Origin of the sequence: Streptomyces sp. GS7 (assembly GCF_009834125.1) — a bacterium.
Taxonomy (GTDB): Bacteria; Actinomycetota; Actinomycetes; order Streptomycetales; family Streptomycetaceae; genus Streptomyces.
Genome location: NZ_CP047146.1, coordinates 835529 through 859768 on the forward strand (window position 1 = coordinate 835529; position 24240 = coordinate 859768).

Sequence of the window (24240 nt, forward strand, 5' to 3'; positions counted from 1 at the left end):
CCCTGGGGGCGCAAGGCCGTTGGGCCTCGTGCCCCGCTCACCCCTCCGGAAAGCGGTCCTGCAGTGCGGAGTTCACCAGGGCCTGGACGTCCTCGCGGTCCAGGCCCTCGGCGCGGGCCCGGTCCATCCAGGAGCGCAGTTCCGCGCGCAGCCGGGCGTCGGCGGCGGACTCGGGGCGGGCCAGGGTACGGCTGACGAACGTGCCGAGGCCGGGCCGCGGCTCCACCAGGCCCTCGCGTTCCAGCTCGCGGTAGGCCTTGAGGGTCGTGTTCGGGTTGACCTTGGTCGTGGCGGCGACCTGTGCGGCCGTGGGCAGCCGGTCGCCCTCCACCAGGATGCCCAGCCGCAGGGCCTGCTGGACCTGCTGGACGATCTGGAGGTAGGTGGCGACGCCGCTGCGGCGGTCGATCCGGAACTCCACGGCGCTCACCACCTCTCTGCCGCTGTGCTGCTGTCGGGCCCGTCGACCGATTGATGATCGGGCCGTCCGCGCCGGGTGTCAAAGCGCTCCGGCGGGCGTGGCGGGCGGCCGTTCAGAGGGGCCGCCTGCGGGCCTGCCACACGACGAACGCCAGGACCACGGCCGTCAGCGCCAGCAGGACGCCCGCGCCGCGCCACTGCATGCCGGCCATCTGCCCGAAGTCGAAGTACTCGGTCACGCGGTTGACGATGCCCAGCTTGGCCCGGCAGGCGGCCTCGTCGGCGTGCACGCAGGTGCCGAAGCCGTAGAGCCTGCCGTCCGCGGTGGCCACCCAGTCGTCGAACCGCACGCTGGCGGGCGGCAGATGGGGGCCGTCGCCGTCGTAGGGGTAGGTGACGCTGTGCGGGGTGCCGAGGCGGGGGCGGAGCCGGGTCCACAGCTCGTCGGTCACGAACCAGAGGACGAAGGTGGCCGCCATCGCCGGCACCACCCGCTTGAGCAGCATGCCCAGGGCGATACCGCAGGACGTCAGGAACAGGGTCCGGGCCACCGGGACCGGGCCGGTGACGTCGAAGGGGCCGCTGCTCAACCAGTCGCCGAAGTCCTCCAGTTGGTGGACCGGCGTCCAGAGCCACTGGAAGGTGACCGAGAGGGCGGTGACGCACACCGTCGTGACGGCCAGGGGGAGGGCGAGCGTGGTGGCGAGCCACCGGCCGCGGCTGACGGACTGGGTGGTGACCAGCCGCAGGGTGCCGCGCTCCTGCTCGGCGGCGATCAGCGGGGCGCCGAGGAAGGCGCCGATCAGGAGCGGGACGTACTGGAGGAGCGCGATGTCGCGGGAGAACATCGCGTGGAACGTGCCCTGGAACTCCATCGACAGCTCGTTCTTGGGGTCCGGGGTGGCGCCCTTGGCGTGCACGAAGTCCAGTACGCCGATGCGCTGGTAGGCGTAGACGGCGCAGGCGGCGGCGGTGATCAGGACGCAGGCGAGCAGTGCGGTGCGGTGGCGGCGGTAGACGACCCAGGCGGTGCCGTGCAGCAGGCCGCGGCCGGCGGTGCGGGGTCCGGTCCCGCGGGGGGCGGCCCCGCGAGGGGCGGTGTCGGTGGTCGCGCTGGTCGTGTCGCTCACGCCGCTGTCTCCTGCTGGTCGGTGGTGCGTGCCTCGTCCGTGATCAGGGTGGGGGCGTCGGGGGAGCGCAGATAGGCCAGGAGGACTTCCTCCAGGCTCGGTGACAGAGCCTCCCAGTCGGCGTCCCGGGTGTCGGAGAGCGGGCCGCCGGTGCGTATCAGGGCGCTGAACTGCCGCCCGCTGACACGGGATTCGACGATCGTGTGGCGGGCCCCCAGCTCCTCCGGGACGGTGCCGTCGACGGCCCGGCCGGTCACCAGGGTGTGGCCGGGCACCAGCTCGTCGGTCGCGCCGGCCATCCGCAGCCGGCCCTCGGCGAGGACGAGGAGGTAGTCGCACATCTCCTCCATCTCGGCGAGCATGTGGGACGACAGCAGGACGGTCGTGCCGTGCTCGGCGGCCTCGGCCATCAGCAGCCCGGACAGCTCGTGCCGGGCGAGCGGGTCCAGGTCGGACATCGGCTCGTCGAGGAGCAGCAGCGCGGGGCGCTTGCCGAAGGCGAGCGCGAAGGCGACGCGGGTGCGCTGGCCGCCGGAGAGGGTGCCGATCCGGGCGCCGAGCGGCACCTTGCCGGAGCGGACGATGCGCTCGGCGACGGCCTGGTCCCAGCGGGGGTTCAGCTCGCGGCCCAGGCGCAGGGTCTCGGCGACGGTGAAGCGCGGGTAGAGGGGCTTGTCCTGGGCGAGGAAGGCGACGCGCTCCAGGACGGCGGGGTCGGTGACCGGGACGCCGAACAGCTTCACGGTGCCCGCGGTCGGTCGTACCAGGCGGGTCGCGATGCCGAGGAAGGTGCTCTTGCCGGCGCCGTTGGGGCCCACGAGGGCGCAGACGCGTCCGGCGGGTAGCCGGAAGGTGCAGTCCCGCAGCGCCCAGCCGCGGCGGTACTTCTTCGACAGGCCCTCGGCCTCGATCGCCCATGGTCCGGTGCGTGCGCTCGGGTCGGCCACCTGGATCCCCCCTTTAACTAATTGATTAGTGGAATGAGTATGGGGAGGTGGGCGTGGCCGTGTCAAAGACGGGTGCGGCCGGGGCGGGCGGGCCGGAGAGGGTGCGCCGACGGCGGGTGGCGGCCGTGGCCGCCACCCGTGGGGTGTGCCGTGGGGTGCGGGCGGGCCCTAGAGGGGCTTCGCCATGCAGCGGCTCGACTCGTAGGTGCGGTAGTAGCCGAACTTCCGCACCATGGCGTAGCCGCTGGAGGTGTACAGGGTGATCGCCTCGGGCTGCTCGGTGCCGGTCTCCAGGACCATCCGGGTACGGCCGGCGGCGCGGGCGTCGGCTTCGAGGGTGGCGAGGATCCGCCGGGCCAGACCGCGACCGCGGGCCTCGGGGATCACGAACATCCGCTTGATCTCGGCGTCGCCGGGGGCGTACCCCTCGCCGGTGTCCTCCTGGACGCGCCAGCCGCCGGTGGCCAGCGGCCGACCGGACTCGTACGCGATCAGGTAGATACCGTGCGGCGGGGCGAACATACGGGGGTCGAGCGGGGTGAGGTCGCCGTCGCCGTAGCGCCGGACATACTCCTGCTGGACCTCCTCGTCGAGCCGGACCGCGTCGGGGTGGTCGTAGCGGACGGGGCGTATCTCCATTCCAGGAATCGTACGGGGCCCGGAACCGTGCGGGTGTCCGGGCAGGTGGGGCGACGCCGCCGCCGGGTGGGTGTCGTGCCGCCGACCGGGGCGGGTCGGGCTTCTCACATCCTTCTTAGAACTGCGCCGTAGAGATAGGCCCATGGCGATCAAACGTGTTGCAGTCGGTGTCGGAATACTCGTGACGATGACCGTGACGGGCGTGGTCGGAGCGGCCATCGCGACTCCCGCTCCCGCGCCTCACACCGCTGCCGCCCCCGCGCTCGGAAAAAAGACACCGACAAACTACCTGTACGCTTCCATGGGCGATTTCGACGCCAATGTGAAGCCACTGATCGATCGCCCGGACATCGCCGGCGTGCAGCTGGTGGTGCCGTGGAAGGCGCTCGAACCGAAGAAGAACCAGTACGATTTCTCGTCGATCGACCAGGCACTGAAATATGTGCAGGCCCGCCACAAGAAGCTCTTCATCCAGGTCCAGGACCGGTTTTTCGCACCGCCGACCAGGCTCCCGAACTATCTGTTGCACGACCCGGAATACGCTGGCGGCGCGGCTCCGACGACGAACGAGAGCGGCCTTGGCCCCGGTCAGCCCGGAACGGTCGCGGCGCAGTGGAATCCGCAGGTGCGCGGTCGTTTCCAGCATCTGCTGAAGGCGCTGGCGCAGCGTTTCGACGGTCGCCTCGCCGGGGTGAACCTTCCGGAAACCGCTACCGGAGTGGACACCAAGAAGGATCACACGGGCTACAGCGACGATGCCTACTTCAAGGCGGAACTCGACAACATGGCCTACGGCAAGAAGGTCTTCACCAAGACGCAGTTCATCCAGTACGTCAACTTCTGGCCGGGTGAATGGAACAACAGCCGCAACTACATGAAGCGCACCTTCGAATTCGCCAAGTCGCACGGAATCGGCCTGGGCGGACCTGACATCCTGCCGGACCGCCCGGCACAGATGCAGAACTCGTATCCCTTCTTCAAGCAGTACCGGGGACAGCTCCCGCTCGTGGCCATGGCCGTGCAGGAACCCGATTTCCAGTACAAGAACCCCAAAACGAAGAAGCCGTACACCCGGCAGGAGTTCGTCGATTTCGCTACGAACACCCTCGGAGTCGACGGCATCTTCTGGGCCACCAGCTCGCCCTGGCTCCACAAGCCGGCGGCGCGATAGCCGCTCATCGCCCCGGCGGTGGTCGGCCCGCCGGGGCGATGTACGTGCCGGGTAGCGTACGTACTCCGTAAGACCCTGGAGAGTGTTGTGCTGACTGTTACCTCGGTGAACGTGAACGGGCTGCGCGCCGCGGCCAAGAAGGGCTTCGTGCCGTGGCTGGCCGGGACCGGGGCCGATGTGCTCTGCCTTCAGGAGGTGCGGGCCGAGACCGCGCAGCTGCCGGAGGAGGTGCGGGAGCCGGCGGGCTGGCACGCGGTGCACGCCCCGGCCGCCGCCAAGGGGCGGGCCGGCGTCTCGCTCTACACGCGGCGGGAGCCGGAGCGGGTGCGGGTCGGGTTCGGGTCGGCGGAGTTCGACGGCAGCGGGCGCTATGCCGAGATCGATCTGCCGGGCGTGACGGTGGCCAGCCTCTACCTGCCGTCGGGCGAGGTGGGCACCGAGCGGCAGGACGAGAAGGAACGGTTCATGGCGGAGTTCCTGCCGTACCTCGTCGGACTGCGCGAGCGGGCGCTGGCGGACGGGCGCGAGGTGGTGGTCTGCGGCGACTGGAACATCGCGCACCGGGAGGCCGACCTGAAGAACTGGAAGGCCAACGGGAAGAAGTCCGGATTCCTGCCGGAGGAGCGGGCCTGGCTCTCCACCGTCCTCGGCGAGGGCGGCTACGTGGACGTGGTCCGCGCGCTGCACCCGGACCAGGAGGGCCCGTACTCCTGGTGGTCGTACCGCGGGCGCGCCTTCGACAACGACGCAGGGTGGCGGATCGACTACCACATGGCCACCCCGGGGCTGGCGGGGCGCGCCGTGAAGGCGTGCGTGGAGCGAGCGGAGGCGTACGACCAGCGGTGGAGCGACCATGCGCCGGTGACGGTGGTCTACGAGCTGTAGCGGCAGGTTCCTCTCGTCGTGGGGACTGCGGAGACGTGGTGCGCGCGGCGGATCGGCGGCGCATGACGGTTACTGCCTTGCGTGACCTCCGTCAAGCCTGACCGTTACCTCGGTGTGACCATCGAAAAGTACGTTGCTGCCCCATTTCTGGCCGCCGCCATCCTGGCCGCCGGCGCGGGAACGGCTTCCTCCGCATCTGCGGATGGCGGCCCCAAGGCCCCGGTCTCCAGGACGTCCTCGGCGACTTCAGAGCCCTACGGCACTGTTGTCAGCCGCATCGGTATCAATGAACGTCAGTCTCCCAGCACCGACTCCGCCATCGCCGGCAGTCTTGGGCACGGCGCTGTGGTCGGCCTGCGCTGCAAGGTCCAGGCCCAGGAGGTCGAAGGCAACAGGTTCTGGTTCCGGCTCCGTGACCGGGATGCCTGGGTCCCGGCCCGGTACGTCAAGGGCACCGGGCACGTCGAGTGGTGCCAGGAGGGTGACGGCAACCGGCCGGCTGGGCACCATTCGGCCGACTGTCACCGTCCGGCGCATGATGAAGCCCCTCAGCCACCTGCCAGGTCCGGGGGTTCTGGCGGGCGCGCCGACTGCTCCAGGTCCGATGCGCCAGGCCGCGCATGTGCCGAGCAGTTCGCCCGGCACTCGCACCACGGACGATGACACGGGGCCGAGGGCGAGTGCCCTGCCGCCGTCGGGGGGCGGCGCCACCGTAGGACCGGTCTGCGAGCCGTAGCGGAGGGCGGGGGCGGTGCGGGGCGGCCGGGGCCGTCAGGTTTCCCGGTCGTTCCCGCGGGCCCGCGCGGCCAGCCAGTTCTGCACCTCGGTGCGGATGCGCCGGTCCATGGCCATCGAGAGTTCGGCCTCCAGGACGCCCTTGGTGAGGGGGCGCAGACTCTCGATGGTCGCCGCGACCTGGTCCACGTCCTGGGGGGCGGCCAGGACGTGGGTGCGGATGAGGGTGGCGAAGAGGTCGGCGAGGGCGTCGGCGTGCGCGCGCACCTGGCGGCCGGCCTCCAGGACGGCGGCGAGCGGTATGCCCTGCGCGACCAGGTCGGTGGAGGCGTCCAGCAGGCGCCGGCTGACGTGGACGAACTCGTCGCCGTCCACGGCCAGGTAGCCGATGGACAGGGACGCGGTCAGGTTCTCCGGGGTGATGTCGTGGCTGAAGTGGTCGGCCAGCTCCTCCGGCGTGAGGCGGACCGGGGTCTCTTCGGACCAGGCGGGCAGCAACGGGCTGGGCAGGCCGAGGAGTTCGCCGACGTCGCGGCCGGTCTCGAAGGCGGTGAGCAGCTCGGCGATGCCGCCCAGGGTGTGGCCGCGCTCCAGGAGGGCGGCGATGGTGCGCAGGCGGGCGAGGTGGTGCTCGTCGTACCAGGCGATCCGGCCGTCGCGGCGGGGTGGCGGGAGGAGCTTGCGCTCGCGGTAGAAGCGCAGCGTGCGGACGGTGATGCCGGCCTCCGCGGCCAGCTCGGCCATGCGGAACTCGCGCCCCTCGGGGGTCGGCCGGGGCGCCGGGTGCGCCGCGTCCGGGTGGGGGTGCTCGGGTTCGTTCGCCGCCTGGTCTGCCACGGGGCCAGCCTATGCCGAGGGCGCGGGCGGCCGGGCGGTTGGTGACCGGCGGTAACTTCTGTCGCCCCACCCCTACCGATCGGTACGGAGCTGCCCTACGCTCCCCTTGTGCCCATCGTGCCAGTGATTGCTGGCGCGGTTGGCGGCGGTGGTGGTGGTGAGCGGCGTACTCGGGAGGTGGCGGCATGGCCGACGGCGGGCAGCGGCATGTGCGGGTGGCGGTGATCGGATCGGGGTTCGGCGGCCTGGGAGCCGCGGTGCGGCTGCGGCGCGAGGGGATCACCGACTTCGTGGTCCTGGAGCGGGCGGACGCGGTGGGCGGCACCTGGCGGGACAACAGCTATCCGGGGTGCGCGTGCGACGTGCCCTCGCATCTGTACTCGTTCTCGTTCGCGCCCCATCCGGCGTGGCCGCGCAACTTCAGCGGGCAGCGGCACATCCGCGCCTACCTGGAGCGGGTGACGGACACCTTCGGGCTGCGTCCGCACCTCCGCTTCAACGCGGAGGTGCGCGGGCTCCGTTGGGACACCGGGCGGCTGCGCTGGGAGATCGACACGGCGCAGGGGGCGTACACCGCCGATGTGGTGGTGTCGGCCACCGGGCCGCTGTCCGATCCGCGGATCCCGGACGTGCCCGGGATGGCGGACTTCCCCGGCCGGGTGTTCCACTCCGCGCGCTGGGACCACGACTACGACCTGCGCGGCAAGCGGGTCGCGATGGTGGGGACCGGGGCGTCGGCCATCCAGATCGTGCCGGAGATCCAGCCCCGGGTCGGGAGGCTGACGGTGTTCCAGCGGACGCCGCCGTGGGTGATGCCGCGGGCGGACCGGCGGATCACCGCGGTGGAGCGGTGGCTGCACACCAGGGTGCCGGCCACCCGTGAGCTGCGCCGGCAACTGCTGTGGGGGATACGGGAGTTGCAGGTCAGCGCGTTCACCAAGCGGCCCGACGAGCTGGGGCTGATCGAGGCCGTCGCCCGGTCCCATATGCGCAGGGCCGTCAAGGATCCGGCGATGCGCGCCCGACTCACGCCCGACTACCGCATCGGCTGCAAGCGGATCCTGCTGTCCAACAGCTGGTATCCCGCGCTGGCGCAGCCGAACGTGGACCTCGTCTCCTCCGGGCTGCGGGAGATCCGGGGGAACACCCTGGTCGCCGCGGACGGCACCGAGGCGGAGGTCGACGCGATCGTCTTCGGGACCGGGTTCCACGTCACGGACATGCCGATCGCGCACCGCGTCACGGGCGCCGCCGGCACCACGCTCGCCGAGGAGTGGAAGGAGGGGATGGCGGCCCTGCGCGGCAGCAGCGCCGCCGGGTTCCCCAACTTCCTGACCGTCATCGGCCCCAACACCGGGCTGGGGAACAGTTCGATGATCCTGATGATCGAGTCCCAGCTGAACTACCTCGCCGACTTCATGCGGCAGCTGGACGTGCTCGGCGACGGTATCGCGCTGGACGCCCGGCCGTCCGCCGTACAGGAGTGGACCCGCACCATCCAGGAGCGGATGCGGCGCACCGTGTGGAACACCGGCGGCTGCGACAGCTGGTACCTGGACGCGAACGGGCGGAACACCACGGCGTGGCCGGGGACCACCGCGGAGTTCCGGCGGGCGACCCGGCGGGTGGACCTGGCCGAGTACGAGGTGCTGCGGCCACCGGGCACGGCCGCGGACACCGGCCGCCGGATCGCCGAGGGGGTGGCGGCGTGAAGCGGCCGGCCCACCTCACGCAGGGGCGCTACGCCCCGCCGGTGCCGCGCACGACGCGGACCGTCACCTCCGCCGACGGGGCCCGCCTGTACGCCGAGATCCACGGGCCCGAGGACGCCCCGGCGGTGGTGCTGGCGCACGGCTGGACCTGCTCGACCGCCTTCTGGGCGGCCGTGGTGCGCGAGCTCGCCGCCGAGCACAAGGTGGTGGTGTACGACCAGCGGGGGCACGGGCGGAGCCCGGCCGTCCCGCCCGCCGGGTACGGCACCGGCCCGCTCGCCGACGATCTGGTCGCGGTGCTGGAGCAGACGCTGGACGACGGCGAACGGGCCGTCGTCGGCGGGCACTCCATGGGCGGCATGACGATCATGGCCGCCGCCGAACGCCCGGAGTTGCGCGCGCGGGCCGCCGCCGCCCTGCTGTGCAGCACCGGCGGCGCCGATCTGGCCGCGGAGGCCCGGGTGTTCCCGCTGCCCACACCGGCCGGCCGCCGTCGGGCGCACCGGCTGATGCTGGGCTCGCGCGCCCCGCTCGGGCCGGTGTCGCCGGCGACCAGGCGGGCCCTGCGGTACGCCACGATGGGCGCGGGGTCGAGCGCCGAGCAGATCGAGGCGTGCGCCCGCATCGTGCACGACTGCCCGCCCGGTGTACGGGCCCGCTGGGGCAAGGTGCTCCACGAGCTCGAACTCACCCGCGGCGTCAGCCGGTTGGCGGTGCCGACCGCCGTCATCGTGGGCACCGCGGACCGGCTCACCCCGGTGGTGCACGCCCGGCGGCTGGCCTCCGTGCTCCCCGAGTGCGTGGGGCTGACCGAGCTGCCGGGGCTGGGGCACATGACGCCCGTCGAGGACCCGGACGCGGTCGCCGGCCTGCTGCGGGAGCTGGTCCGCGACCACCTGGCCGCCGTTCCCGAGGGGCGCGCTGCGGCCGACGACGACCCCGCCCCGCAGGGCGAGCAGCAGCAGAAGCACGAGCAGCAGGACGGGCAGCGGAAGAGGGAGAGCGCGGCGTGAACGGGAGCGGGAAGCTGGACGGGCAGGTCGTCGTCGTCACCGGCGCGGCGCGCGGGGTCGGGGCGCTGCTGGCGCGCAAGCTGTCGGCGCGCGGGGCGACGCTGGCGCTGGTCGGGCTGGAGCCGGACGAACTGCGCGCGGTCGCCGCCTCGTTGCACGGGCCGGCCCACCACTGGTACGCCGATGTCACCGACCATGAGGCGCTGTCCCGGGTCGCGGACGAGGTCAAGGCCCGCTTCGGGAAGGTCGACGTGGTGGTGGCCAACGCCGGGGTGGCGACGGGCGGTCCGTTCGTCGACTCCGATCCGGTGTCCTGGCGGCGGGTCATCGAGGTCAACCTCGTCGGCAGCGCGGTGACCGGGCGGGCGTTCCTGCCGGTGCTGATGGAGTCCCGCGGGTACTTCCTCCAGATCGCCTCCCTGGCCGCGATCACCCCGGCGCCGATGCTGAGCGCCTACTGCGCGTCCAAGTCCGGGGTGGAGGCGTTCGCGCACTGCCTGCGCGCCGAGGTCGGCCACAAGGGCGTACGCGTCGGGGTCGGTTATCTGAGCTGGACCGACACCGACATGGTGCGCGGCGCGGACCGGGACGACGTGATGCGCGAACTGCGCGCCCGGCTGCCCTGGCCGTCCAACAAGACCTATCCGCTGGGCCCGGCGGTGGACCGGATCGTGGCCGGGATCGAGCGCCGTTCCGCGCATGTCTACGGGCAGTGGTGGCTGCGCGGGATGCAGTCGGTGCGCGGCTGTCTTCCGGCGGCCATAGGGACGGTGGGCCAGCGCGAGGTGCGGCGGTTCGGGGACCGGCTCGACGGGCTGCGGGTCGGGCTGGTCGGCGCGGGCGGGGAGGCGGACGAGAAGGCCCGGACGCGCGGGTAGCCGGGCGGCCGGGGCGACCCCCGCCCGACCTGGCGGGGGTCACGGAACGTGCCCGATCGTGATCGAAATGCGACGGATGTCCGTTCGTGTCACGCTTATCGAGCCCGATCCCCGACACCCCCACAGGAGTGAACAGCATGGGCATCGAAGACCAGTTCAAGGACAAGGCGCAGCAGCTCAAGGACGACGCCCAGCGGCGCGCGGGCTCCTCCAAGGAGCGCGGCCAGCAGGACCGCGACCGAGACCGCCAGCAGGGTCAGGAGCGCGGCCGGCAGCAGGGCCAAGAGCGCGGCCGGCAGGGCCAGGAGCGCGGTCAGCAGGCCCGCGAGCGCGGCCAGCAGATGCGGGACGACGTCGAGGACCGCTTCCAGAGCTGACGCGCTGACGTCGTACGCGTCCGCAGCCGACGGGCGCCGTACGTCCTGAACGAGGGTCGTTCGTCCTCACGGAAGGGCGCATCCGGTCATCCGGGTGCGCCCTTCCCGTTGCCTCTCTCCGTGCCAACGCCCGCCCCGCGCGGGCCGGTTGCGGATCAGTTGCCGTCGGCGGTGCGCGGCGGCAGGGCGGGCCGCCGGCGGTCCGGGACGTCCGAGAGGTCCGGCGGGGTCGCCGCGGGATGGCGCTCCAGCAGTTCGAGGGCGGTGCGGACCGCGACGCCGAGCTGCGGGTGGCGGCCCTCGGCCCAGTGCAGCGGGGAGCGCAGCGCCTCGATGTCCACCTCGACGCCGTGGTTCTCCACGCCCCAGCCGTAGAGGTGGAACCACGCCGCGTTCATCGGGACGGTGATGGTGGTGCCGTCGCCGAGCCGGTGCCGCCCGGTCATGCCGACCACCCCGCCCCAGGTGCGCATCCCGACCACCGGGCCGATGCCCTGGAGCTTGAAGGCCGCGGTGATCATGTCGCCGTCGGACGAGGTCATCTCGTCGGCGACCGCGACGACCGGGCCGCGCGGGGCGTTGCCGGTGTACGACACCGGCTCGGCGTCGCGGGTCAGGTCCCAGCCCATGATGGTGCGGGTCAGCTTCTCGATGACCAGCTCGGAGATGTTGCCGCCGGCGTTGCCCCGCACGTCCACGATCAGCGCGGGCATCGAGACCTCCATCCGCAGATCGCGGTTGAACTGCGCCCAGCCGGAGCCGCCCATGTCGGGGATGTGCAGATAGCCGCACCTGCCGCCGCTCAACTCCCGGACCACGGCCCGGCGTTTGGCCACCCAGTCCTGGTAGCGCAGCGGCCGTTCGTCGACCAGCGGGACCACCGCGACCCGGCGGGCATGGCCGTTGCCGGTGCCGTCGGGCGGGACGAAGGTCAGCTCCACGGTCGTGCCGCCGGCCGCGGCCAGCAGCGGATACGGGCCGGTCAGCGGGTCCACCGGGCGGCCGTCGACATGGGTGAGCGCGCTGCCCTCGCGGATGCCCGTACCGGCCAGCGGCGACCGGGCCTTGGGGTCCGAGGACTCACCGGGCAGGATCCGCTTGACCACCCACTGCCCGTTGCGGCGGACGAAGTTGGTGCCCAGCAGGCCCATCGCGCGCTGGTAGTGCGGCGGGCCCTCGTTGCGCCGGGCGCCGGTGACATAGGCGTGCGAGGTGCCCAGCTCGCCCAGCACCTCGCGCAGCAGATCGGCGAACTCCTCCGGGGTGGCGACCCGTTCGAGCAGCGGCCGGTACTGCGCCAGGACGTCCTCCCAGTCGATACCGGACAGGTTCGGGTCCCAGAAGTACGCCCGGACGATCCGGCCCGCCTCGTCGAACGCCTGCCGCCACTCCGCCCCCGGATGGACGTCGTGCAGGATGCGCCGCAGGTCCAGATAGACCGTGGAATCGCTGTCCGGCGGCTCGGTCGCGGGCACCGCGCGCAGCTCGCCCTCGTCGTTGACGACCAGCCGGGTCCCGTCGCCGCTGAGCGCGAACCCGTCCAGGGAGCTGGTGAGTTCGGTGCGCCGCGCCTTGGTCAGGTCGAAGTGCTCCAGGGTGGGGCGGCCCGAGGTGTCGGCGGGGTTGGCGAAGGTCTCGCCCAGCGCGCCGGAGATCGGCCAGCGCAACCAGACCAGCCCGCCGCCGCTGACCGGCTCCAGGGACGAGTACTTGGACGCGGAGACCGGGAACGGCGTGACCCTGTTGGCCAGCCCCTCCACCTCCACCAGCACCGGGCCCTCACCGGCCGGCGGAGGGTTCTCGTCCGGGTCCAGCCCGCCCGCCGCGGGCCGCCCCTCCGGGGACAGCGCGAACGGGGACGGGGTCGCCGACGACAGCGGTACGAGGTGGGGGCGGCAGCCCAGCGGGAAGGAGAGGTCGCCGGTGTGCACGTCGTAGACCGGGTCGAAGCCGCGCCAGGACAGGAACGCCAGATAGCGGCCGTCCCGGGTGAACACCGGCTGCTCGTCCTCGAAGCGGCCGTTGGTGACCTCCACGATGTGCCCGTCCGACAGCCGGGCCATCTTGATCTTCCGCAGCGACCGGCCGATACCGGGGTGCGACCAGGTCAGCCACCGGGAGTCGGGGGAGAACGCGAGGTCGCGCACCGGCCCGTTGCGGGACCGGGCCAGCTCGGTGACGCCGTCGGCCTCCGGACCGGAACGGGTGTCCGGCGCCGCGTCGCCCGCCTCCTCCTCCGCGCCCGCCTCCTCCTCCGCGCCCTCGCCCTCGTCCTCCGCCGTGCCCTCTTCGGGAGCCTCCGCCTCTCCCGCCCCCGGCTCGGCCGCGTCCACCAGCAGCAGCCGGCCGTCGTGCGTCGCCACCGCCAGCCGCTCGCCGTCCGGCGCCGAGACCAGCTCGTGGACCCGGCCGAGCCGCCCGACCGCCAGCCGGCGCGGTGTGCCCGGCCCGCTCGCCCGCGGCAGGTTGGTGATCTCGATGGTGTCGTCGCCCTCCGCGTCCGTCACATACGCGATCCGGCCGGTGGCGCCCAGCATCGCGGGCAGCCGCACCCGTACGCCGGGGGTGTCGTGGATCGTGCGGGCCGGGCCGTCGCGGTGGGTGAGCCAGTACAGGCTGCCGCGTACGCCGACGGCGCTGGCCCGGCCGGTGGCGTCCACGGCGAGCGAGGTGACGTGGGAGGCGGCCGGGACCTGGTACGGACGGCGGCCGGCCCGCGGGCCGCCCAGGCGGACCGGGAGCTTGCGCGGCACCGCGTCCGGGCCGAGGTCGTCGATCAGCCAGACGTCGCCGGCGCACTGGTAGACGACGCGGGAGCCGTCGGTCGCGGCGTGCCGGGCGTAGAAGTCGGCGTGGTCGGTGTGCCGGCGCAGATCGGTGCTGTCCGGCAGGCAGGAGTAGACGTTCCCGACGCCCTCGTGGTCGGAGAGGAACGCGATCCGGCCGCCGACGAACATCACCGAGTCCAGGTGCCCGTACAGATCCGGCATCAGCCGGGTGCCGTGCAGCCACATCCGGCCCGTCGCGCCGCCCCGGTAGCGCTTCCAGGAGGCCGGCTCGTGCGGCGGTTTGCCGCTGAGCAGCAGCGTGCGGCGCTCCCCGCCGACGTCCGCCACCGCGATGTCGGCGACCGGCCCCCAGGGCAGCTGCCCGCCGGGGCTGCCGTCGGTGGGCACGCTGTACGCCCAGGAGTAGTACGAGAACGGCTGACCGTGCGAGGAGACCGCCAGGACCTGGGACTGGCCCTCGTGGTCGGGCGGGGTCCAGCCGCAGACCCGGGCGTCCGTGCTGCCCCAGTACGTCAGCCGCCGGGCCGGGCCGCCCTCCACCGGGGCGAGATGGACCTCCGGGTCGAGGCTGCGCCACGTGGTGAAGGCGATCTGCCGCCCGTCGGGGGAGAACCGCGGCGGACCGAGCCGGGTCCGGTCGACCGTCAGCCGCCAGGCCCGGCCCGGCTCCGTGCCCGGTGGCGCGATCGGCGCCAGCCACAGATCGTCCTCGGCGGCGAAGCACAGCAGGTCACCGTGGAGATGCGGGAACCGCAGATACGAGCCGGGCGGGCGGCCGGGCCCGGCCGGCATTCTGCGCAGCCGGCCGCGTGGCGTGCCGTTCTCCGGGGACGGCCCGGTGGCCGCGGGTGCATCGGTCACGCCCCCATGGTTTCGGCGCCGGAGGCGGGCGGCAACTTGGCATGAACGTACGGACCGGTCCCCGCGGCGGCGGCCCCCGTCCAAGGACCGGCGGCCGTCAGCCGCGGCCCGCGGCGAACGGCAGCGACGCGTACCGCCGGACGTAATGGCCGCCCGCGAACGTGCCGCCGGCCGCGTCCACCTCGAAGTCCGGGAAGCGCGCCAGCAGTTCCTCCAGCGCCGTACGGGACACCAGGCGGGCGGCGGCGGCACCCAGGCAGTGGTGCGGGCCGTGCGTGAAGGCGAGGTGCTGGGGGCCGGTACGGGTGATGTCCAGGCGGTCGGCGGTGGGGCCGAAGGCGCGCGGGTCGCGGTTGGCGGCGCCGTAGTGGAGGAGGACCTTGCGGCCGGCGGGGACGGTGCGGCCGTGCAGCGTGGTGTCGGCGGTGACCGTACGGGCAAGGCACTGGACGGGGGAGGTCAGCCGGAGCAGCTCCTCGACGGCGGACGGCAGCAGGGCGGGGGTGTCGAGGAGGGTGCGGCGCCGGCCCGGATGGGCGGTGAGGAGTTCGGCGGCGCCGCCGAGCAGGCCGGTGGTGGTGTCGTTGCCGCCGGCGACCATGGTGAACGCGAAGCCCAGGATGCGCAGCAGGGCGGTGCCGTCGTCCGCCGGCAGCAGGCCGACCAGGTCGGAGACGGTGTCGTCGGCGGGCTCGGCGCGGCGGCGCTCGACCAGCTCCGCGAAGTAGCCGAACAGGCCGGTGGCGGCCTCGGCGGCGGTCAGCGGGTCGCCCAGCGCGTTGGCCTCGACGATGGCGTGGGTCCAGCCGTCGAAGCGGGCCCGGTCCTGCTCGGGGACGCCGAGATAGCGGCCGACGACGAAGCTGGGCAGCGGCCGGAACAGCTCGGCGACGATGTCGCAGCTGCCGCCCAGGTCGGCGACGCGGTCCAGCCGGGCGCGGACGAAGGAGCGGACGTCGGGCTCGATGGCGGCGACCCGGCGCGGGGTGTAGCCGCGGCGGAGGGTGCGGGAGGGGTCCGCAAGAGTCAATGGCGCCGCGGCGGCCGGCCGTCCGCCGCGCACCGCCGCCGGCCACACCCCGCGACGTGACGAACGCCACGGCCCCGGGCTCTGGTCATCCCCCTGGTCATGAGCATGGATTCCGGCGTTGCACCATTGATGGGTCACCGAAGCGACGGATGAGTGGGAAGCGGGAATCAGTGGTGGACGTCCAGGGCACGGTCGAGGACGGCTACGAGCCGGTCCGGGACGCCTTCGCAGCCAACTTCGGCCGGCACGGCGAGCGGGGGGCGGCGGTCGCCGTCTACCGCGACGGCCGCAAGGTCGTGGACCTCTGGGCCGGCACCAAGGACGGCGACGCCGCACCCGGCGACGCCACCGCCGCCCCGTGGGAGCCCGGCACCGCCCAGATCATCCGGTCCGCCACCAAGGGCATCGCCGCCGCCGTCCCGCTCCTGCTCCACCAGCGCGGACAGCTCGACCTGGACGCGCCCGTCGGTACGTACTGGCCCGAGTTCAAGGCCGCCGGCAAGGACCGCGTCCTGGTCCGCCACCTCCTCTCGCACCGGGCCGGGTTGCCGGTCCTGGACACCCCCCTCACCCCCGCCCAGGCCGTCGACGGCAGCAGCGGCCCGGCCGCGGTCGCCGCCCAGGCCCCCGCCTGGACACCCGGCACCGACCACGGCTACCACGCCCAGACCTACAGCTGGCTGATCGGCGAACTGGTCCTGCGGGTCACCGGGCGCACCCTCGGCGAGTGGGTCGCGGAGGAGATATCCGGGCCGCTCGGCCTCGACCTGTGGATCGGGCTTCCGGAGGCGGCCCAGGACCGGGTCGGCCGTCTCGCCCCCGTCGACCCGCCGGCCCGCCCCGCGGCCGCCGGACTCCGGGTCCGGCCCAAGCAGTCGGTCGCCGACGCGTACGCCGACCCCGCCTCCCTCACGAGCCGCGCCTTCGGCGCGATCTCCCCGGCCCCCGACGAGAACGCCCCCGCCTACCGAGCCGCCGAACTCCCCGCCTCCGCCGGTATCGCCACCGCCCCCGCGCTCGCCCGCGCCTACGCCGCGCTCATCGGCCCCGTCGACGGCCACCCGCGCCTCTTCGCCCCCGCGACCCTCACCCTCGCCCGCACCGAGGAGTCCGCCGGCCTCGATCGCACCCTGCTGGTCAACACCCGCTTCGGGCTCGGCTTCATGCTGCACGGCCCGGCCTCCCCGCTGCTCGGCCCGGGCTCCTTCGGCCACCCCGGACGCGGCGGCGCCCTGGCCTTCGCCGACCCGGAGCACGGGGTCGCCTTCGGCTACGTCACCAACGGCATGCAGCGCAACGTGACCGCGGACCCACGGGCGCAGGCGCTTGTCAGGGCGCTGGCTTCCCACGTCGCCGGCTAGTCCGCTGGGCCTTTCCGCTGCGCTTTGCCCGCTTCCCACGTTGTCGGGTTTCCCGCCGTGCGGGGTGCGGTGTTTCCCGCCTTCGGCGGGAGGTGGGGTGTGTGGGGCGGGGGCCCGGGTTGTCGTTGGTGGCGGCGCCGGGGGCTCCGGGGCGGGTTGCCGTTTCGCTGCGCTTTGCCCGCTTCCCACGTTGTCGGGTTTCCCGCCGTGCGGGGTGCGGTGTTTCCCGCCTTCGGCGGGAGGGTGGGTGTGTGGGGCGGGGCCCCAGGTCATCGTTGGTGGCGGGTCCGGGGGCTCCGGGGCGGGTTGCCGGACTGCTTCGCTTGACGTCCGGCAACCCGCCCCTCCGCCCCCGCCCCCTCCCGTAGCGGTACGGGACCCCGCCCCGGTGGGGGGAGTTCATGCGCCGCGCAGGGCGCGGCGCAGCTCGTCGTTGGAGACGAGTACGCCGCCGTCGACGGGCAGCGTGATGCCGGTGATCCAGGCGGCGTCCTGGGAGGCGAGATAGGCGACGGCTGCGGCGATGTCCTCGGGGCGGCCGACCCGGCCCAGTGGATACGCCCCGGCCGCGCGCTGCAACGCGTCTTCCCGCCCGGCCCAGTTGGGGGTGTGGACGGTGCCCGGCGCGATGAGGTTGACCCGTACGCCGCGCGGTGCGGCATGGCCGGAGAGCGTACGGGTCAGGCTCGCCAGGCCCGCCTTGGCGGCGCTGTAGGCGTGGTTGCCGAAGTCCTGGATGCCGTTGACCGAGCCGATGTTGACGATCGCGCCGCGCCCGCCGGCGGCGGCCAGGTGGGGCAGCGCGGCCCGGGAGCAGCGGAACGCGCCGCCGAGGGTGATGTCCAGGTCGGCGGCCCACTCCTCGTCCGGGGTGTCCTCGAAGAGCGGGGTGTCGTGGTGGCAGCGGTACGCGTTGTTGACGAGGGTGTCCAGGCCGCCGAATCGGTCCACGGCGTGCGCGACGGCCGCCTCCACGGCGGTCCGGTCGCCGACGTCGCAGGCCAGCGCCTCGGCCTCGCCGCCGGCCGCCCGCACGCCCTGCGCGGCCCGTTCGGCGCGGGGCCCGTCGATATCGGTGACCAGCACGCGTGCGCCCTCGTCGGCCAGCCGCCGGGCGGTGGCCTCGCCGATGCCCCGGCCGGCGCCGGTGATCAGTACGCGGTATCCCTCGAATCGCCTCATGGCCGATACCTACCCAACCGGGAGGGCGCCCCGGGTCTTTGACGCCCTCCCCCACCGGGGCGGGGTCCCGTACCGCTACGGGAGGGGGCGGGGGCGGAGGGGCGGGTTGCCGGACGTAAAGCGAAGCAGTCCGGCAACCCGCCCCGGAGCCCCCGGACCCGCCACCAACGATGACCTGGGGCCCCGCCCCACACACCCCACCTCCCGCCGAAGGCGGGAAAGACCGCACCCCGCACGGCGGGAATCCCGACGACGTGGGAAGCGGGCAAAGCGCAGCGGAAAGGCAACCCGCCCCGGAGCCCCCGAACCCGCCACCACAGACAACCCGGGGCCCCGTCCCACACACCCACCCTCCCGCCGAAGGCGGGAAACACCGCACCCCGCACGGCGGGAAAGACCGCACCCTGCACGGCGGGAAACCCGACAACGTGGGAAGCCGGCAAAGCGCAGCGAAACGGCGGACTAGCCGGCAAGCATCAGCCCGATCCCCGCCACCATCAGTCCCGCCGCCGCGATGCGCGGCAGGCCGAAGCGCTCCTTGAAGAACAGCGTTCCGATCGCGGCGCCGACGATGATCGACGACTCGCGCAGCGCCGCGATGGGCGCCAGCGGCGCGCGGGTCTGGGCCCACAGCACCAGACCGTACGCGAAGACCGAGAGCACCGACCCGAACAGTCCGCGCAGCGCGAACGGCCGTAGCTGGGTGAGGAGTTGGCCGCGCCGGACGGCGAGTGCACAGCCGGGGATGATCAGCCCCTGGAGGATCATCAGCCAGCCGATGTAGCCGAGTGGGGTCCCGGAGGCGCGTACGCCCAGGCCGTCGACGGTGGTGTACGAGGCGATGGACAGCCCGGTGGCGAGCGCGGCGGCGATCGCCGGCCAGGGCGGCCGGGTGCCCGAGCCGCGGATGCCCCACAGGGCCAGCCCGACCAGCCCGACCGACGCCAGCGCGACGCCGGCCAGCGCCCAGCCGTCCGGGACCTCGTGCACGAAGACCGCGGCCAGGACCGTGACGACCAGCGGCGCGGTGCCCCGGGCGATCGGGTACATCTGGCCGAAATCACCCAGCCGGAACGACTGCATCAGCAGGGCCTGGTAGACGATGTGCAGCACCGCGGATGCGACGAGATACGGCCAGGCCCCGTCGGCCGGCAGCGGCGTGCAGGCGGCCAGCAGCGCGCCGCAGAGCGCTCCGCCGCCGCCGACCAGAGTGAAGGCCAGCAACTGGTCGCGTATGCCGTGGGCGATGGCGTTCCAGCTGGCGTGGGTGACGGCGGCCAGCAGGACCGCGGCCACGACCAGCGGCGTCACGAGGTGCGCTCGCGCACGTCCACCGCGCGGCCCTGCGCGTACGCGGTCGGGGATTCGGGGGCGAGAGGGAAGACGGTGTGTGGGGAATCGCTCATGGCCCGCACGCTAGCGAAAGCTGTACGGGCCATGCGAACGAAATCCGGCTGGTGGACACCCGGTCGTAACCGGGCGTCCACCGGGCTCAGTTGGCGGTGAGGATGGCGCGGACCAGCGGGCCCGCGTTGGTGCCTCCGTGGCCGCTGGCCGGGACGACGGCCGCGGCGGCCAGGTCGTCGCGGTAGGCGGCGAACCAGGCGTTGGGCTTGTCCTGGTTGTCGACCTCGGCGGAACCGGTCTTGGCGCCGATGTCGCCGCTGATCCCCTGCATCGCCTCGGCGCCCGTACCGGACGTCGCGGTGAGCTTCATCAGCGCCTTCAGGTTGGACGCGGTGTCCGGCTTCATCGCGCCGGCCGCCTTGGCGAACGTCCGGTTGTCCAGCGACTGGGCCACGATGAACGGCTGGTGGAAGGAGCCGGACTGGGCGGTGGCGGCGATCGAGGCCACGTTCAGCGGGTTCATCCGCACCCCGCCCTGGCCGATCAGCGAGGCCGCCATCTGCGCGTCGCTCTGGACCGGCACGGTGCCGTCGAAGGTGGGGATGCCGGTCGCCCAGTTCAGCCCGATGCCGAAGACGTCCCGGGCCTCCTTGGTCAGGTCGTCGTTGGCGAGGTCCTTGTAGTGCGAGATGAAGGCGTTGTTGCAGGACGCGGCGAAGCTGTCCGCGAAGGTGCCGTCCGGGATCTGGGACTTGTTGAGGTTCTGGAACTTCCAGCCGCCGACCGTGACGTACTGGGGGCACGGGTTCTTCTGGTCCGGTGCCGTCAGGCCCTTGTCCATCAGCAGCGCGGAGGTGACGATCTTCATCGTCGAACCGGGGGCGTACGACCCCTGGGTGGCGACGTTGAAGCCGTCCGCCGGGGAGTTGGCGATCGCCAGGATCTCGCCGGTGCTGGGCTTGACGGCCGCCGCGGACGCCTGCTTCTTGCCCTTGACCGCGTTCTCGGCCGCCGTCTGGAGCTTGGCGTCCAGGGTGGTCTTGAGGGTGCCCGGGGTGCCCTTGGAGAGCACCTTCAGCGTCTTGTCGGGCTGCTGCTTGTTGCTGTCGGCGGCCTGGGCGCGGTGGACGTACAGCTCCACGCCCGGCTTGCCGTCGGTCTTGCTGCCGTACTTGGTGCGCAGGCTGTCCAGCACGCCGGCCAGCGTCGGGTGGTCCTGGGCGGTCAGCTCGGTGCCGTTGCGGTCCACGGCCTTGATCGGCGGCGCCTCGGCCTCGCCGGTGCGCAGTTCGTCGCCCTTGCCCAGGCCCGGGTAGAGCGTCGACGGCTGCCAGGCGACCTGCGGCTTCCCGGTCTTCTTGTCGCGCTGGAGGGTCATCGCGGAGCCGTAGGAGAACGGTGTCTTGACGGACTTGTAGTCGATCTGGGTGCCGACCGTGTACGGCACCTTGTCGCCGGCCGGCGTGCCCGGCTTCAACGTCACCTTCGTGAACTTCGCCTGCGCGGCGAAGTTCTGCAGCGCGCTCTTGGCGTTGTCCGGGTCGTCCGTCAGCGCGGCGGCCTTGGCCACGTCACCGGACTGCCAGGCGGTCAGGAACGTCTGTGCGGTCGTGTTCACTTCCTTGGCCGTCAGCGGGCCGGTCGGCACGTCGGTGCCGCCGTCGCCGGACTTGGCATCCGCCGACCTGACCGCCTGCGGCGACGACCCGTCCGAGCCGCCGAACAGCGTGAAGCCGCCGACGACTCCCATCACCAGGGCCACCGATCCGCCGATCAGCCCGTACTTCACCTCGCGGCGCATGCCACCGATCCCCTCCCAAGCTTCAGTCCTTGAATACGCACACAAGAACGTCCATCGCACTCTAAGGGACACGGGCAAGTGGTGAGTCTCGAACAGGGCACGGTCCTGTGACACGGCGTCGCGCGGCCGTTACGCGACCGTCACACTCACCCGTTTCACACCCAGCTGTCGAACCACATCCGGTTGTGCCAGGCGCTCTTGGGGATCGGCAGACCGGTATAGAGCGGATAGAAGTAGATGAAATTCCACACGATCAGCAGAACCAGGACACCCGCGCCGACTGCGCCGATCGTGCGGCGGCGTTCGGTTGCGCCCGGCGGCCCGATGATCGCGCCGATCATCATCGCCAGCGCCAGGCACAGGAACGGGACGAAGACCACCGCGTAGAAGAGGAAGATCGTCCGCTCCTGGTAGAGGAACCACGGCAGATAGCCGGCCGCGACCCCGCAGGCGATCGCCCCGGCCCGCCAGTCCCGCCGGAACAGCCACCGCCACAGCACGTACAGCAGCGCGAAGCAGGCCGCCCACCACAGCAGCGGCGTGCCCAGCGCCAGCACCTCGCGGGCGCAGCCCTCGGCGGCGGTGCATCCGTCGTGGCCGGTCTTCGGGTCCTCGTAGAAGTACGAGACCGGGCGGCCCAGTACCAGCCAGCTCCACGGGTTGGACATATAGGTGTGCGGGGTGGTCAGCCCGGTGTGGAAGGCGTAGACCTCGCTCTGGTAGTGCCACAGGCTGCGCAGCCAGTCCGGCAGCCAGGACCAGGAGCCGCCCCGGCCCTCGGGGGTGGTGGCCCAGTCGCGGTAGTAGCCGCCCTTGGTGACGATCCAGCCCGTCCAGGACGCGAGGTAGGTGGCGAGCGCGACGACGACGGTGGAGACGAAGGCGGGCAGCGCATCGCGCCGCACGATCGCCCGGAAGGGGTGCCGGGCCCCCGCCGTGCGCCGCGCCCCCATGTCCCACAGCACCGACATCAGCGCGAACGCGGCGAGGAAGTACAGGCCGTTCCACTTCGTCGCGGCCGACAGGCCCAGGCACAGCCCGGCGGCGATCCGCCAGGGCCGCCACCCCAGCCGCAGCCGGTCGCCGACCGCGTCGTCCGGCCGCACCTGCCCGGCTCCGTCGCCGGCCGGCAGCGCCGCCGCCAGCCGGGCCCGGGTGCGGTCCCGGTCCACCAGCAGGCAGCCGAAGCCGGCCAGCACCCAGAACATCACGATCAGGTCCAGCAGCGCGGTGCGGCTCATCACGAAGTGCAGCCCGTCCACCGCCAGCAGCGCGCCCGCCAGGCACCCCAGTGCCGTCGACCGCATCAGCCGCCGCCCGATCCGGCACACCAGCAGCACCGACAGGGTGCCGAGCAGCGCGGTCATGAACCGCCAGCCGAAGGGGTTCATCCCGAACGCCCACTCGCCCAGCGCGATCAACCACTTGCCCATCGGCGGGTGGACGACGTACGAGTGCTCGGGCGAGAGCAGGATGTGCGGGGGGTTGGCCAGTAGGGCGTCGTTGGCGTCCTTGGCCCAGGTGCCCTCATAGCCGTACTGGAGCAGCGACCAGGCGTCCTTGGGGTAGTACGTCTCGTCGAATATGACCTTCCGCGGGCTGCCGAGGTTCCAGAACGTCAGCACGCCCGCGCACAGCGTCACCAGCAGCGGGCCGAGCCACCCCGACCAGCGCGCCAGCCGGGCCGCGAGGTCCGGGCCCGCGCCGAGCCACGCCCACGGCCGCCGGTCCGGCTCCGGGAACGGGGCCACCAGCCGCGTCCGGGCGTCGGCCTGCGGGCGGCCGGCGTACCCGAAGCGGCGCAGCCGCCGCTGCCAGGCGGGGGGCCGGCCGGCCGGTTCCGGGGCGCTCAGGGCGGCTGTGTGCGTCGCGCTGGTGTCACTCGTCACCCGGCCCATCGTAGGCAAGCGGCCTGTGGAGCGGCGGGGAGCGCCGCCGGGCGGTGGCACCGCGTCGGTGCACCGCCGGCCCTGGGAGGATGGGCGGGTGACAGGAACGCTGGTACTTGCAGGGACGCCCATCGGTGAGATCGCGGACGCCCCGCCGCGGCTCGCCACCGAGCTGGCCGCCGCCGATGTGATCGCCGCCGAGGACACCCGGCGGCTGCGCCGGCTGACCCAGGCGCTGGACGTCCACCCCGCGGGCCGGATCGTCTCGTACTTCGAGGGCAACGAGGCCGCCCGCACCCCCGAGCTGGCCGACGCGCTGGCCGGCGGCGCGCGGGTGCTGCTGGTCACCGACGCCGGGATGCCGTCCGTCTCCGACCCCGGCTACCGCCTGGTCGCCGCCGCCGTCGAGCGCGGCATCAAGGTCACCGCCGTCCCCGGGCCCAGCGCCGTGCTGACCGCGCTCGCGGTGTCCGGGCTGCCGGTGGACCGGTTCTGCTTCGAGGGCTTCCTGCCCCGCAAGGCGGGCGAGCGGCTCTCCCGGCTGCGCGAGGTCGCCGGCGAGCGCCGCACCCTGGTCTACTTCGAGGCGCCGCACCGCCTGGACGACACCCTCGCGGCGATGGCCGAGGTCTTCGGCGCGGACCGCCGGGCCGCCGTCTGCCGGGAGCTGACCAAGACGTACGAGGAGGTCAAGCGCGGGCCGCTGGGCGAGCTGGCGCCGTGGGCGGCCGAGGGCGTCCGCGGGGAGATCACCGTCGTCGTGGAGGGCGCGCCGGAGAGCGGGCCGCAGGAGCTGGACGCCGCGGAGCTGGTGCGCCGGGTGCGGATCCGCGAGGAGGCGGGGGAGCGGCGCAAGGAGGCCATCGCGGCGGTCGCGGCGGCGGCCGGCATCCCCAAGCGGGAGGTCTTCGACGCGGTGGTGGCGGCGAAGAACGCCGGGCCGGATACGGCGAAGAACGCCGGGCAGGGCGCGGCCGGGAACGCCGGTCCGGGCACGCCCGGCTGAGCGCCGACCTGCTCGGGAGAGCGTAAAACCGCAGCCCACAGGCATGATCCGACTCGACGGAAGGTAAACGGCTGGCCTCGAAGGTAAAGCGATCAGGCCCGCTGTGGTCCGTTTTTCCTACGACCTGCCAAATCTGGGCCAACAGGTAGCAGGTCGGCTGCGTTCCCGCCGTGAAAGGCGTCCACTGGGAACCGGGACGTTCGGTCCCGGAAGGCTTGTCCAGCGGGCAA

Annotated in this window: 19 protein-coding genes; 8 read left to right on the plus strand and 11 right to left on the minus strand. The window is 73.0% G+C overall.

The window, feature by feature from the left end; all coding sequences use genetic code 11:
• Positions 1 to 37: 37 nt before the first annotated feature.
• The 4 genes from GR130_RS03545 to GR130_RS03560 all read right to left on the minus strand — a co-directional run bounded on the left by GR130_RS03545 (position 38) and on the right by GR130_RS03560 (position 3136).
• The gene (locus GR130_RS03545) at positions 38 to 433 is read right to left on the minus strand and encodes a GntR family transcriptional regulator (RefSeq protein WP_159503343.1); all 396 of its coding nucleotides are present in this window, start codon (positions 431 to 433) and stop codon (positions 38 to 40) included.
• Between the two features lie 100 nt (positions 434 to 533).
• On the minus strand, positions 534 to 1550 hold the full coding sequence (locus GR130_RS03550) for an ABC transporter permease (protein WP_236572769.1): 1017 nt from the start codon (positions 1548 to 1550) through the stop codon (positions 534 to 536).
• A complete protein-coding gene (locus GR130_RS03555; protein WP_159503344.1) occupies positions 1547 to 2497 on the minus strand; it encodes an ABC transporter ATP-binding protein in 951 nt (316 codons plus the stop codon). The genes GR130_RS03550 and GR130_RS03555 overlap by 4 nt, the downstream gene beginning before the upstream one ends.
• Before the next feature lie 168 nt (positions 2498 to 2665).
• Positions 2666 to 3136 (minus strand): GNAT family N-acetyltransferase, encoded by a 471-nt coding sequence (locus tag GR130_RS03560; RefSeq protein ID WP_159503345.1) that lies wholly within the window; start codon positions 3134 to 3136, stop codon positions 2666 to 2668.
• 142 nt (positions 3137 to 3278) lie between these two features.
• Between GR130_RS03560 and GR130_RS03565 the strand changes: the two genes are divergently transcribed.
• Together GR130_RS03565 and GR130_RS03570 are read left to right on the plus strand one after the other, a co-directional pair.
• The gene (locus GR130_RS03565) at positions 3279 to 4307 is read left to right on the plus strand and encodes a hypothetical protein (RefSeq protein ID WP_236572771.1); all 1029 of its coding nucleotides are present in this window, start codon (positions 3279 to 3281) and stop codon (positions 4305 to 4307) included.
• Positions 4308 to 4394: 87 nt separating this feature from the next.
• Positions 4395 to 5192, plus strand: coding sequence for an exodeoxyribonuclease III (locus GR130_RS03570; RefSeq protein ID WP_159503346.1), 798 nt, complete (start codon positions 4395 to 4397; stop codon positions 5190 to 5192).
• Positions 5193 to 5963: 771 nt separating this feature from the next.
• Here the strand turns inward: GR130_RS03570 and GR130_RS03575 are convergent.
• Positions 5964 to 6764: a MerR family transcriptional regulator gene (locus tag GR130_RS03575; RefSeq protein WP_443043560.1), complete on the minus strand. Its 801-nt coding sequence runs from the start codon at positions 6762 to 6764 to the stop codon at positions 5964 to 5966.
• Between the two features lie 185 nt (positions 6765 to 6949).
• Here GR130_RS03575 and GR130_RS03580 point away from each other — a divergent pair, with 185 nt between their 5' ends.
• The 4 genes from GR130_RS03580 to GR130_RS03595 all read left to right on the plus strand — a co-directional run bounded on the left by GR130_RS03580 (position 6950) and on the right by GR130_RS03595 (position 10744).
• A complete protein-coding gene (locus tag GR130_RS03580; RefSeq protein WP_159503347.1) occupies positions 6950 to 8476 on the plus strand; it encodes a flavin-containing monooxygenase in 1527 nt (508 codons plus the stop codon).
• Positions 8473 to 9489, plus strand: a complete 1017-nt coding sequence (locus GR130_RS03585; RefSeq protein ID WP_159503348.1) for an alpha/beta fold hydrolase — start codon at positions 8473 to 8475, stop codon at positions 9487 to 9489. Before GR130_RS03580 ends, GR130_RS03585 begins: the two co-directional genes overlap by 4 nt.
• Positions 9486 to 10367 carry an SDR family oxidoreductase gene (locus GR130_RS03590; protein WP_159503349.1) on the plus strand — a complete coding sequence of 294 codons (882 nt, stop codon included), beginning with the start codon at positions 9486 to 9488 and terminating at the stop codon, positions 10365 to 10367. The genes GR130_RS03585 and GR130_RS03590 overlap by 4 nt, the downstream gene beginning before the upstream one ends.
• A gap of 137 nt (positions 10368 to 10504) precedes the next feature.
• Positions 10505 to 10744, plus strand: coding sequence for a hypothetical protein (locus tag GR130_RS03595; protein ID WP_159503350.1), 240 nt, complete (start codon positions 10505 to 10507; stop codon positions 10742 to 10744).
• A gap of 155 nt (positions 10745 to 10899) precedes the next feature.
• Here GR130_RS03595 and GR130_RS03600 read toward each other — a convergent pair whose 3' ends face one another.
• Positions 10900 to 14325 carry a S41 family peptidase gene (locus tag GR130_RS03600; protein WP_159509722.1) on the minus strand — a complete coding sequence of 1142 codons (3426 nt, stop codon included), beginning with the start codon at positions 14323 to 14325 and terminating at the stop codon, positions 10900 to 10902.
• Between the two features lie 166 nt (positions 14326 to 14491).
• A complete protein-coding gene (locus GR130_RS03605) occupies positions 14492 to 15424 on the minus strand; it encodes a cytochrome P450 (RefSeq protein WP_236572773.1) in 933 nt (310 codons plus the stop codon).
• 149 nt (positions 15425 to 15573) lie between these two features.
• On the opposite strand from GR130_RS03605, the gene GR130_RS03610 reads away from it, so the two are divergent.
• The gene (locus GR130_RS03610; RefSeq protein ID WP_159503351.1) at positions 15574 to 16785 is read left to right on the plus strand and encodes a serine hydrolase domain-containing protein; all 1212 of its coding nucleotides are present in this window, start codon (positions 15574 to 15576) and stop codon (positions 16783 to 16785) included.
• A gap of 399 nt (positions 16786 to 17184) precedes the next feature.
• On the opposite strand, the gene GR130_RS03615 is transcribed toward GR130_RS03610, so the two are convergent.
• The 4 genes from GR130_RS03615 to GR130_RS03630 all read right to left on the minus strand — a co-directional run bounded on the left by GR130_RS03615 (position 17185) and on the right by GR130_RS03630 (position 23013).
• Entirely contained in the window at positions 17185 to 17967 is a 783-nt protein-coding gene (locus GR130_RS03615) for an SDR family NAD(P)-dependent oxidoreductase (RefSeq protein ID WP_159503352.1), read from the minus strand.
• Positions 17968 to 18429: 462 nt separating this feature from the next.
• Entirely contained in the window at positions 18430 to 19278 is an 849-nt protein-coding gene (locus GR130_RS03620; RefSeq protein ID WP_159503353.1) for a DMT family transporter, read from the minus strand.
• A gap of 181 nt (positions 19279 to 19459) precedes the next feature.
• On the minus strand, positions 19460 to 21115 hold the full coding sequence (locus GR130_RS03625) for a penicillin-binding transpeptidase domain-containing protein (RefSeq protein WP_159503354.1): 1656 nt from the start codon (positions 21113 to 21115) through the stop codon (positions 19460 to 19462).
• Positions 21116 to 21270: 155 nt separating this feature from the next.
• Positions 21271 to 23013, minus strand: coding sequence for a dolichyl-phosphate-mannose--protein mannosyltransferase (locus GR130_RS03630; protein ID WP_159509723.1), 1743 nt, complete (start codon positions 23011 to 23013; stop codon positions 21271 to 21273).
• Between the two features lie 88 nt (positions 23014 to 23101).
• On the opposite strand from GR130_RS03630, the gene rsmI reads away from it, so the two are divergent.
• Positions 23102 to 24010, plus strand: a complete 909-nt coding sequence (rsmI, locus tag GR130_RS03635) for a 16S rRNA (cytidine(1402)-2'-O)-methyltransferase (protein ID WP_159503355.1) — start codon at positions 23102 to 23104, stop codon at positions 24008 to 24010.
• The last annotated feature ends 230 nt before the right edge of the window (positions 24011 to 24240 follow it).